Origin of the sequence: Vibrio sp. 10N.222.55.A1 (assembly GCF_041473835.1) — a bacterium.
Lineage (GTDB): Bacteria > Pseudomonadota > Gammaproteobacteria > Enterobacterales > Vibrionaceae > Vibrio > Vibrio crassostreae_C.
Genome location: NZ_JBFRSX010000045.1, coordinates 47905 through 58564, shown reverse-complemented (window position 1 = coordinate 58564; position 10660 = coordinate 47905). Strand labels below are relative to the sequence as shown.

Here is a 10660-nt window from a genome sequence, read left to right as displayed (position 1 = left end):
TTCAAGATTTCAAGATTTCTAAGCCCTACGTCACTTTTCTAACCTCTGACTTTGCGTCATTCCGAGGAGCCTAAGCGACATCAGGAATCTCTTCTCTTAATCTGACTTCTTAGTCGAACGAGTTACCCGCAGCACTTCTTGTATTTCTTACCACTGCCACAAATACACGGATCATTACGGCCGATTTTAAAGCTCTCAACGGTTTGATTTAAGCGTGGGTCAATTTCTGGTTGTGTAGTTTGTTCCTGCTCTGGGAAGGTACCATCAATGTAGTACCAAAGACCGTCTTCACGTATAAAGCGAGAGCGTTCTTGCATGCAGTATTGTGCGCCTTCTTCATTGAAGTAAGCTTTAAACTCAACAAAGCCTTCGTCTTGGTGCGAGCCTACCACAGTATCGATGACTTCTAGTCCTGCCCAATCACTGTTGATAGATTCGGCAATACCTTCTCTTTGCGCTTCTGCGTTGCAGCTAGGGTGGTAAGTCGCAACAACATAGTCAACTAAACCCAACACGTGCGCTGAATAACGAGAGCGCATCAACTGTTCAGGCGTTTCAACAGCACTGTGGTGAAGGTGCGCTGATTCACAGCACTGTTGGTAAGTATTTTTGCTACCGCATGGGCATAAAGACATAGTCAGATCCTGTAAAAATGGCCTCTATTAAGAGGCCATAAGTGAATGCGTGGGAGTTTACCAAGAAACGATCGCTCACCAAAGTTTAGTTTCTGTTGAAGTTATTGAAATTATCAAAGTGTTAGCGCGAAGTTTACTATTTCAAGGCTGGAGACAATAGCTCTTGAGCCCAAGTCGTCGCTTCGTCATAAGCTTGACCAAGTTGAGCTTCACTCAGTTTGAGAAGCTGGCGAATACGAGTCGCTTCTTCCCAACGAGCTTGCTCATACGCAACCACCATCGCCAATACAGCACCTAACACACCTTTACGTTGAATCAAGGCTTGTTTGATCTCGATGTCGATCGGCACTGAATCGAGTACTTGTTTCAATGGTTGGTCAAAGAGTGAGTCCAACAGAGAGAACATACCGGTCAAAAAGGCTTGTCCAGGCTCAACCTTAACATTCATCTTCTCAACCAAGAGTTCACACTGACGTGCGCGTATTACCGCTAAGCCATAAAGTGAGTCCGGCTTATCTTCTTTCGCGGATGCGATAGCCACCAGTGAAACGAACTTACGCAGTTTCTGTTCACCAAGGTAAATAAGCGCTTGGCGGAATGAACGAATCGTTGTTGGTGAACCGCCAGCGGAGTTTACGTAGGTAAGTAGCTTATACGACATGGTCACATCGAGCGTAATCAAACGCTCTACTTCACCAAAGTCGATAGGGTCGTGCGCAATCTCTTTTAACAGCTGAACGGTCGTCAGGAATGCCGGGTTGAGCGCACGCGTTTGGATCATCTCTGGCTTGCTAAAGAAATAACCTTGAAAGTAGGTGAAGCCTGCTTTTTTCGCTTCTTGGTATTCTTCGTACGTTTCTACTTTCTCAGCAAGGAACTTGATATCTAGCCCTTTGAGAGAGTTCATAAACATCGCTGCTTTGGCAATTGGCGTCAAACGGATATCGAACTTGATAATTGAAACGTAGGGTAAGAAGCGCTTCCAAGCTTTACTTGGCACAAAGTCGTCTAGCGCAATGGTATAACCCGCGTCAAAGATGGTTTTGATTGCTTCAAGTAATTCGTCTGTTGGTTCGCAGTCTTCAAGAACCTCAACAACGAGGCTTTCTTTGGGGAACAGAGTAGGGACTAAGTTGATTAGGCTTGCATATGGGAAGTTCACGAACCCAAGCTTATCACCCAACGTATTATAGTGGGTCGATAAGAAGTGATCGGAAAGCAAACGGCTAGTAGCGAGCTCCGGCTCTACTTCAGGGAAAGTGTTCTTAGGACCATCCCTGAATAGCAACTCGTAACCTATGGTTTTCTTGCCTGTGTCGAGTATTGGTTGACGCGCTACGTATGAATATTTCAACTTGGTACTGTGTTCGGTTTATTTCTGGTAGAGAGATAATAGCTAATTCACTAGAAATTACCATACACTTTCTAAGAAAGTCTGACCGACAATAATAATCAAAGTGAAAGTTTAAGCGTGATGTTAAAAGCTATTGCTAAACGCTCGATTCTGTAGTTCAAAACTTTGCGGCGTGAACACCAGCACTGAGCCTTGCGTATACCAATCGCCAAGTACGATACGGGTTTTAGTGCAATTGTTAGCATTAAATGTATGGATGTCTGGGCGGTGAGTATGGCCGTGGATCATCAGATCGACATTGTTTCGTTCCATCACATCTTCGACTTCTTGCTGTGTCACATCCATGATGTCGAGAGACTTGGTCTGCTTGTCATCTTTGATATCTGATTGAACCTTTGAAACAATTTTCTTCTTGATGAAAAATGGAATTCGGTTGAAGACCCATTGTAACCATGGCTGATGCACTTTTTCGCGAAAGGCGAGGTACTTTACATCTTCAGTACATAGGGTATCTCCATGCAATACTACCGCTTTTTGCCCGTAGATATCGATCGTAGAAACTTCGTCGAGAAGTTGTACGCCCGTTTGCTTAGCAAATTTTTTGCCGACTAAGAAGTCGCGGTTCCCTTGAGTAAAGTAACAAGGCACGCCTGTTTTCACTAAGTCGATAAACGCTTGGCGGATAGAAGTCGCGAATTCACTCTTATCATCGTCACCAATCCAGAATTCGAAAAGGTCACCTAATACGTAAAGTGCATCCGCTTCTACGGCTTCTTTCTTCATAAAGGTTAAGAAGCAGTCTGTGATGTCTTCTCGTGACGGAGAAAGGTGCAGATCTGATATAAAATATGTTTTCATAGGTCTAAAAAAAGGGAGCGATTCGCTCCCTATATCCTGATTTTATCGGCTCATCAATACTAACCGAAAGCGATGAATTAAGCTTCGATTGTAGTACCAGTGATGATCACTTCTTCTAGAGGTACATCTTGGTGCATACCCATAGAACCAGTGCTAACACCTTTAATCTTGTTTACGATGTCCATGCCTTCAACAACTTCTGCGAATACACAGTAGCCCCAACCGTCTAGGCTTTCGCTACGGAAGTTTAGGAAAGAGTTGTCGTTAACGTTGATGAAGAACTGAGAGCTCGCTGAATGCGGTTCCATAGTACGAGCCATTGCTAGCGTACCAACTTTGTTCGCTAGACCGTTGTTTGCTTCGTTCTTGATCGTTGCACGAGTTGCCTTTTCTTTAAGGCCAGAAGTCATGCCGCCGCCTTGAATCATGAAACCATCGATAACACGGTGGAATAGTGTGTTGTCGTAGAAACCGTCACGGCAATACTGTAGAAAGTTTGCGCTTGTTTCTGGTGCTTTTTCTTCGTTAAGTTGAACTTTGATATCACCAAAATTTGTGTGAAGGATGATCATGATTGTTACCTTACTGTCTTTTTAATATGAAGTTCGAATTCTAGCGCATGTTGGCAGACTTTCAAATCACCAAATCATTAACTTAACTCGGATGTTTGAGGTAATACCAATCGTAGTAAATAACTGGCCATCCTAGCTTGTTAAAACACTTGATAACGTCGTTAGAAATTTTGAATGTAGAATAACTACTTATCGAAACTTTTTGTCGAAAAGAGCTTCCTTGTTCTCAAGCATTTTTTCTGCGCTATTTATGACCATCTACTTACCGTGATTGGTATAATTCCTGCTTTTAGGGATTACCTATTAAGGTATGACTTGTTATACTGCGAGCTTATTTTGATTAATCCATAAAATAGATAGAGATCATGCTGAAGATATATAACACGCTCACAAGACAGAAAGAGGAATTCAAACCAATTACAGCTCGCAAAGTCGGCATGTATGTCTGTGGGGTAACCATATACGATCTCTGTCATATTGGTCATGGTCGTACGTTCGTTTCTTTCGACGTAGTAACTCGTTACCTTCGTTACCTTGGTTACGATTTGAATTTCGTTCGTAACATCACAGATATCGATGACAAAATCATCAAACGCGCTAACGAAAACGGTGAGTCTTGTGACTCTCTGACTGAGCGTTTAATCGGTGAGATGCACGCTGACTTTGATGCATTGAACATGAAGCGTCCAGATGTTGAGCCTCGTGCGACAGAATACATCACTGAAATCATTGAGCTTGTTGAAAAGTTGATTGAACGTGGTTTCGCTTACGTTGCAAGCAACGGCGACGTGATGTTCGAAGTAAAGAAATTCGACGAATACGGCAAGCTTTCTAAGCAAGACCTTGATCAACTTCAAGCGGGTGCTCGCGTTGATGTTGAATCTGCAAAACGTAGCCCATTAGACTTCGTTCTTTGGAAGATGTCTAAACCAGGTGAACCTACATGGGAATCGCCATGGGGCCAGGGTCGTCCAGGTTGGCACATCGAATGTTCAGCAATGAACTCGTCTATTCTTGGTAACCACTTCGATATCCACGGTGGTGGTTCAGACCTGCAGTTCCCTCACCACGAAAACGAAATCGCACAGTCTTGCTGCGCGCATGGCACTCAGTATGTAAATACTTGGATGCACAGTGGTATGGTGATGGTAGACAAAGAGAAGATGTCTAAGTCACTAGGTAACTTCTTCACTATCCGTGACGTTCTAGCACATTACGATGCTGAAACGGTACGTTACTTCCTAATGTCTGGTCACTACCGTAGCCAGCTAAACTACAGCGAAGATAACCTAAACCAAGCTCGCGCATCACTAGAGCGTCTATACACGTCACTTCGTGGCCTAGACCTTACAGCAGCTCCTGCTGGTGGCGAAGAGTACGTGACTCGATTCTCTACTGCGATGAACGATGATTTCAACACACCTGAAGCTTATTCAGTACTGTTTGAAATGGCTCGTGAAATCAACCGTATCAAGCCTGAAAGCATTGAAAAAGCAAGCGGACTGGGTGCATTGATGCGTGAACTAGCAGACATCATCGGTATTCTTCATCAAGAGCCAGAAGCCTTCCTACAAGGTGATGCGGCAGGTAACGACGACGAAGTGGCTGAAATCGAAGCGTTGATCAAACTGCGTAACGACTCTCGTGCTTCAAAGGATTGGGCAAACGCCGATCTTGCACGTGATAAGCTAAATGAGTTGGGTATTGTTCTGGAAGATGGCCCAGAAGGCACGACTTGGCGTCGTAAGTAAATCTTATAAAAAGGGCTGATTTTCAGCCCTTTTTTCTAGCACGAATTCTCTATTTTCACCTTTTCTATCTTCAACTTTTAATTAACAGGAATATTTCTGTGGCTCAGATGTATTTTTATTACTCGGCAATGAATGCGGGTAAATCAACAACGCTTCTTCAATCTTCATTCAACTACCAAGAACGTGGCATGACGCCAGTGATCTTTACGGCAGCTTTGGACGATCGCTATGGTATCGGTAAAGTGAGCTCACGAATTGGTCTGCAATCTGAAGCTCAGCTGTTTAAAAATGACACCAACATGTTTGATGCGATCAAAAAGCTCAATGAGGAAGAAAAGCGTCATTGTGTTTTGATCGATGAGTGCCAATTTTTATCGAAGGAGCAGGTGTACCAATTAACAGAAGTGGTTGATAAGCTGCACATCCCTGTACTTTGTTACGGCCTACGTACCGATTTCCTGGGTGAACTGTTTGAAGGTAGCCGTTACTTACTGTCTTGGGCAGATAAACTTGTTGAGCTTAAAACAATTTGTCACTGTGGCCGTAAAGCGAACATGGTAATTCGTACCGACGAGCACGGTGTGGCGATTGCTGAGGGCGACCAAGTGGCTATTGGCGGTAACGACAAATACGTTTCTGTTTGCCGTCTGCACTACAAAGAAGCGTTAGGTAAATAAGCAGCTCTATTTGCTAACGCGAAAGAACGAAAAACGGTGACCAAGTGTCACCGTTTTTGTTTGCTGAACTTATGTTTTTACTTTATGCCAAGCCTAGCTTTTACTTTATTCGAAACCGAGCTTCTTCAATGCTTGATAGGCGTGGTCAACGTCGTCGGGGATCGGCATCTCATTCTGAAAGCCTTTCTCTGGGTAGGATTTGATTCGCTCGTAATCAGCAATTAATGCGCCTAACACCATATCTAACGGCAACTCTTCGTTAAAGTAATCATCCCAAGTTTGCCATCGCGACGTCACGGTAATCTCGGAAGTTTCGTCAGGCCATTGTTTACTGAAGGTTGCGTAGGTACGTTTCTCCATGAAGGGCTTCTGAACTAAGGTTAGCCTCTTCGGCGATAACCCTTTTTCTGTCAGCAACTCATGAGTGAATCGTACATTTTCCCCAGTATTTGTTGCGTGTTTCTCTATGATAATGTCAGAGTCAGGCACGCCACAATCTCGTGCGATAGAAGCGAATGTTTCTGCTTCTGAGCGTTCAAAGCTTCTTTCGGTAAAGCGTCCCACACCGCCAGAAAAAACGATGTAAGGCGCGATCTGTTGGTGATAAAGCTCGGCTGCATATTCAGCTACGCGAGTATCGTTGCTACACAATACAAAGATACAGTCGGAAGGCGTAACCTTGTGACCCATCGACATAAAGTTCCAAAGGGTGTCGACTGAGCGATGCAGTTTTATGTTGGGATTTTTGTTAGCAATAGATTGTTCAGTCATGAAGTGCGTCCAGTGTGGATTCGAATTTAAATGAATAACCTAAGTCGAGAATCTTCTTCGAAGAGATTAACTTGTCTGGGGTATCAACAACAGCGGGCAGAGGCTCACTGCTGTTGGCGCTTTTCAGTGCCGCGGCATAAAACTCCGCCTTACTGACTGTATTTGGTGTGGTCACGTTAACTATTTCATTGTGCAGTTGACTGATAGCGAAATCGACAGCACCAATTGCATCATCAAGGTGCAGCATGTTGGCTGGAGCTTGAGTGCTGACTTGTTTTAACTTGCTTGCGAAGCGTGATGGGTGACGGCTTGGGCCGATTAAGCCACTAAAGCGAAGAATGGTGTAGTCGATACCGGAATCAATCACTGACTGTTCAGCTTGCAGCATGATTCGTGCGTTATCGGAAAATAAAGACGCGTGCTCGTTATCTGAGGTCGAAAGGGGGAGTGATGCATCCAGCTCGTTCAGCACACCCGGCTTAGTTGGGTATACCGTAGTTGAACTAACCATAATGAGCTTTTTAATGTTGGCCTTTTGGCATGCATTGGTGAGTTGCTGCCAGTAGTCGGCATACTCTTGTCCTGCTCCTTTTCTAAAGCCAGGAGGGAAGCTGCCAATCACAATTTCAGTGTTGTTTTCGAGTAACAATGAATATAGTCGCCCGATAGTCTGTTGTGGATCGGATGAATCAAAGCTAAACACTTCACATGGAATTTGTTCGCTACCAATGGCATCTGCTCCCGCTTGGGTCGTTTTCGTGACCACTACTCGGTTACCATGTTTTTCTAAATGTTCAGATAAAGGTGCACCTACCCATCCTGCACCGACAATAAATATAGAAGCCATGTGTTCCTCACAACTGCAAATGACGAATTTACAATAAGCCTAACAAAGCTTTGCCCAAAAATGAAAAAACTCCACGGCCGAAGCAAGTGGAGTTTTTACTAGAACAATGGAGCTTTAGTTTAGTACGCGAAGAAGCTTGTCTGCGCGCTCTGCCATCTCGATACCTTCATCTGTTAGGTAACCGCCGTCTGGCTGAGTACAAAGGTTTTTTTCGAATAGGCGCTTAACAGCGTCTTGAGTTTCTTGAGCAGCCTCTTGATGAACTTTAATTCCAGTAGCTGCACTACTTACATCAAATTGAAGAAGGAGGTTTAAATCAGCAATATGTTCAGCGTTGTACTTCATAATTAACCTATATATTCATAACGTTCTCTACCTTCACCTTAGTGCGCATTCTCGGCTCAGGCAATAGCAAATAAAGAGAATTGATAAGTGATACCAAATTGATTGATTAATCATCGAGTGATGAGTTTATTTTGGTTATATTGGGTGATTTGCACCCACTTAAATCATCAGTGATGTTTATTGCTAAGTAGTTGTAATATATTGTGACTAGAAATAATTTGCATTGAGCGAATATTGTATAAAAAGGATATGCATAAGTGAGAGCGAACAAAGTAGCATTAACGATCAGTATGCTATTTGCTATCTCAGGTTGTCAAAGCACACCCTCAGAGCAGACAGACGCGAACCAAACCACAAACAACAATAATGAATCGACAATAGAGGTCCGTTCATTTCAGTCTGTCCAAAGCGTTTACTCCGAATGGGAAGTTAAGCTTGAAGACCATGCTCAATTGTCTCTCTATGCACCAGAGAATTACAATGAACTATTAGACGCATGGGATGATGCTGAAAGCATTTATGCGGACTTACTTAAAGACGAAACTCGGATAACCAAGAGTTACTCCATTTTTTCGAGCCTAACTTACGCTGAAGCCTTCGATGAAAAAATCGCTTTGATCAAATCAAACTATGACTCGATCTTAGTGTTAAAGAAGAAGGCTGATCGAGTACTCGCGGATTCGATTGTCCAAATGGATTACCTGAAGTTTCTTGGCGCAGATACCATGTTTACCTCGAGCTACAAACGTTTGTATTCAGAATACAGCGAGTTGTTCGAGTATGTGCTGGTCGATGAGCTTGAAGACGCTCAAGAAGCGCAGGTGGAATTTCTTAACAATGCTCGCTTACTAGAAGTTAAAGTGGCGCATAAGAAATACATCGAACCTTTGAAGAACGAATTAGAGTTCTTGGAAGATGAAGATTTCGATGACGTTGTTCCACTGACGTTTGCTAAAGCGGCATCTCAAATTGCTTTGGCAGAAAGCCAAGTGAAAGCCAGTCCCCGTGAAAAGTCTATCATTGAAGACGCAGTTCACGCTGCGGAGTTCGAATTAAACCACGTACGCAGTGTTGCTCACGAAGTCAAAGTGCTGGCGAGCGTAAAAGGCGACCAGTTCGAACAGTCGGTTTTGAATGCAGAGAACCAGTTATTGAGCATTTCACGAGTGGTTAATGATGAAGATCACCGTGATGTTGTATTGCGTCTTCAGTCTCAAAAAATTGTAGCGAGTGTTAAAGCGCTGAAAGGCTCAGACATGACGGCGTCATTAAAGTCAGAGATTAAAACTTTGACTGAGCAATTAGCTAAGCTGGAGTCTGAAAACCAGAAGCAAGCGCAGCAACTGTCTGAAGCAACCAAGCACAGTGAGTTGCTCGGTGAGCAGATTACCAAGAGTGATGCTCACATTAAAAGCTTAGAAGAGTTAGTGGATAGTTTGAAAAGCTTAGGTGGCAAAGTGGCCAACGAAAGTGACTCTGATGTGATGTCCCCAGCTGTTGAATCTACTCTAGAGGATTCAACCCTAGAACAATCATCAGAAGAAGTGATTGCACCTTCGGTTTAGCATCACTAATTTCTTTATTTGTGATTGAGTTAAAAGCGCCTTAGGGCGTTTTTTTACGTTCTGTTGATCTATGTCAAAATCTAGAAATAAAAGCGCTCTGTGAGCCATTTTAGTGTACGTTATTCTTTGATTTTTAACGTAACTTGTTGATATTTATAGATGTGTTATTTTCTATGCTGATAACTAATCATTCAGCAGAGTTTTCTTTTTACTACTAAAGTCGTATGAATTTGGAATAACTCGGACTATTTGCTTTCAACAAGGCTGTGAGAGCTATTTTGTGCCTAAAATAGCTCTTGAATTCAGAAATGAAAGAGAGGATTATCGCGCTCCCGACGACATGTTTCAAAATGTAAATCATCATGAATCTAAACCAATTTGACTCATTATTACCGCCACAAATGGCTGAGCGCGCTGCAGATATTGGCGTAGGTAAAGCAACCAAAGATCCAATCAAATCTTTTCTCCTAGCGATTTCCGCTGGCATACATATCGGTATTGCGTTTGTGTTTTACACCATCGTAACGACTGGTGCTGGTGATTTGCCGTGGGGTATTACTCGCTTATTAGGTGGCCTTGCATTTAGCTTGGGCTTAATTCTCGTTGTTGTTACCGGTGGTGAGCTATTTACCAGTTCGGTGCTGACTCTGGTTGCTCGTGCAAGTGGCAAGATTAGTTGGCGCACGCTCGTTAAGAACTGGGCTACGGTTTATGTAGGTAACTTGATTGGCGCATTGCTGCTGGTGGCTTGTATGTTACTGACCAAACAGTACATGTTCGACCACGGCCAAGTGGGTTTGAATGCAATGGCGATCTCTCAACATAAGATGCACCATGATTTTATCCAAGCTATCGCGCTCGGCATCATGTGTAATGTATTAGTTTGTATCGCGGTATGGATGACGTTTAGTGGACGTACTCTGACTGACAAAATTGCGGTAATGATTTTACCTGTAGCGATGTTCGTATCGGCTGGTTTTGAGCACTGTATTGCAAATATGTTCCAAGTGCCTTTAGCTATCGGCATCAAAACATTTGCTCCAGCTGAATTTTGGACAATGACGGGCGCTAATCCTGCGGACTATGTTGATCTGAACATGATGGACTTTCTGATGAACAACTTGCTGCCCGTTACCATCGGTAACATCATTGGCGGCGGTATCTTTGTTGGTATGTGGTACTGGTTGATCTACCTACGTGACTAACTCAGTTGACGAAATGAGTTAACGCTCTGTGGAAACACTGAACTGACTTATGACATTTACAAGACGGCCTGCATTGCAGG

11 protein-coding genes are annotated in these 10660 nt (G+C 43.4%); 4 read left to right on the top strand and 7 right to left on the bottom strand.

The features are described from left to right. Positions 1-122 precede the first annotated feature (122 nt). The 4 genes from AB4493_RS14615 to AB4493_RS14600 all read right to left on the bottom strand — a co-directional run bounded on the left by AB4493_RS14615 (position 123) and on the right by AB4493_RS14600 (position 3419). Positions 123-635 carry a YchJ family protein gene (locus AB4493_RS14615; RefSeq protein WP_372155277.1) on the bottom strand — a complete coding sequence of 171 codons (513 nt, stop codon included), beginning with the start codon at positions 633-635 and terminating at the stop codon, positions 123-125. 136 nt (positions 636-771) lie between these two features. Beyond that, on the bottom strand, positions 772-1989 hold the full coding sequence (locus AB4493_RS14610; protein ID WP_029235542.1) for an EAL and HDOD domain-containing protein: 1218 nt from the start codon (positions 1987-1989) through the stop codon (positions 772-774). Between the two features lie 123 nt (positions 1990-2112). Beyond that, on the bottom strand, positions 2113-2847 hold the full coding sequence (gene lpxH, locus AB4493_RS14605) for a UDP-2,3-diacylglucosamine diphosphatase (RefSeq protein WP_017060274.1): 735 nt from the start codon (positions 2845-2847) through the stop codon (positions 2113-2115). Positions 2848-2924: 77 nt separating this feature from the next. Further along, positions 2925-3419 carry a peptidylprolyl isomerase gene (locus AB4493_RS14600; protein ID WP_017060275.1) on the bottom strand — a complete coding sequence of 165 codons (495 nt, stop codon included), beginning with the start codon at positions 3417-3419 and terminating at the stop codon, positions 2925-2927. 365 nt (positions 3420-3784) lie between these two features. Here AB4493_RS14600 and cysS point away from each other — a divergent pair, with 365 nt between their 5' ends. Further along, positions 3785-5170, top strand: coding sequence for a cysteine--tRNA ligase (gene cysS, locus AB4493_RS14595; RefSeq protein WP_372155275.1), 1386 nt, complete (start codon positions 3785-3787; stop codon positions 5168-5170). A 98-nt stretch (positions 5171-5268) separates the two neighbouring features. After that, on the top strand, positions 5269-5847 hold the full coding sequence (locus AB4493_RS14590; protein ID WP_017060277.1) for a thymidine kinase: 579 nt from the start codon (positions 5269-5271) through the stop codon (positions 5845-5847). A gap of 105 nt (positions 5848-5952) precedes the next feature. Here AB4493_RS14590 and AB4493_RS14585 read toward each other — a convergent pair whose 3' ends face one another. The 3 genes from AB4493_RS14585 to AB4493_RS14575 form a co-directional block, all read right to left on the bottom strand. Then, positions 5953-6618, bottom strand: coding sequence for a YdcF family protein (locus tag AB4493_RS14585; RefSeq protein WP_372155273.1), 666 nt, complete (start codon positions 6616-6618; stop codon positions 5953-5955). After that, positions 6611-7465: an NAD(P)H-binding protein gene (locus AB4493_RS14580; protein ID WP_017060279.1), complete on the bottom strand. Its 855-nt coding sequence runs from the start codon at positions 7463-7465 to the stop codon at positions 6611-6613. Before AB4493_RS14580 ends, AB4493_RS14585 begins: the two co-directional genes overlap by 8 nt. Positions 7466-7579: 114 nt before the next feature. Beyond that, a complete protein-coding gene (locus AB4493_RS14575; protein ID WP_017060280.1) occupies positions 7580-7810 on the bottom strand; it encodes a TIGR02647 family protein in 231 nt (76 codons plus the stop codon). Between the two features lie 257 nt (positions 7811-8067). Between AB4493_RS14575 and AB4493_RS14570 the strand changes: the two genes are divergently transcribed. After that, a complete protein-coding gene (locus AB4493_RS14570) occupies positions 8068-9375 on the top strand; it encodes an ATPase (protein WP_372155271.1) in 1308 nt (435 codons plus the stop codon). 362 nt (positions 9376-9737) lie between these two features. Then, a complete protein-coding gene (focA, locus tag AB4493_RS14565) occupies positions 9738-10580 on the top strand; it encodes a formate transporter FocA (RefSeq protein ID WP_050621867.1) in 843 nt (280 codons plus the stop codon). Positions 10581-10660: the final 80 nt, after the last annotated feature.

Coding starts and splice junctions, on each gene's coding strand:
- focA (WP_050621867.1), top strand. CDS start 9,738: ATGAATCTAAACCAATTTGACTCATTATTACCGCCACAAATGGCTGAG.
- AB4493_RS14600 (WP_017060275.1), bottom strand. CDS start 3,419: ATGATCATCCTTCACACAAATTTTGGTGATATCAAAGTTCAACTTAAC.
- AB4493_RS14615 (WP_372155277.1), bottom strand. CDS start 635: ATGTCTTTATGCCCATGCGGTAGCAAAAATACTTACCAACAGTGCTGT.
- cysS (WP_372155275.1), top strand. CDS start 3,785: ATGCTGAAGATATATAACACGCTCACAAGACAGAAAGAGGAATTCAAA.
- AB4493_RS14575 (WP_017060280.1), bottom strand. CDS start 7,810: ATGAAGTACAACGCTGAACATATTGCTGATTTAAACCTCCTTCTTCAA.
- lpxH (WP_017060274.1), bottom strand. CDS start 2,847: ATGAAAACATATTTTATATCAGATCTGCACCTTTCTCCGTCACGAGAA.
- AB4493_RS14580 (WP_017060279.1), bottom strand. CDS start 7,465: ATGGCTTCTATATTTATTGTCGGTGCAGGATGGGTAGGTGCACCTTTA.
- AB4493_RS14585 (WP_372155273.1), bottom strand. CDS start 6,618: ATGACTGAACAATCTATTGCTAACAAAAATCCCAACATAAAACTGCAT.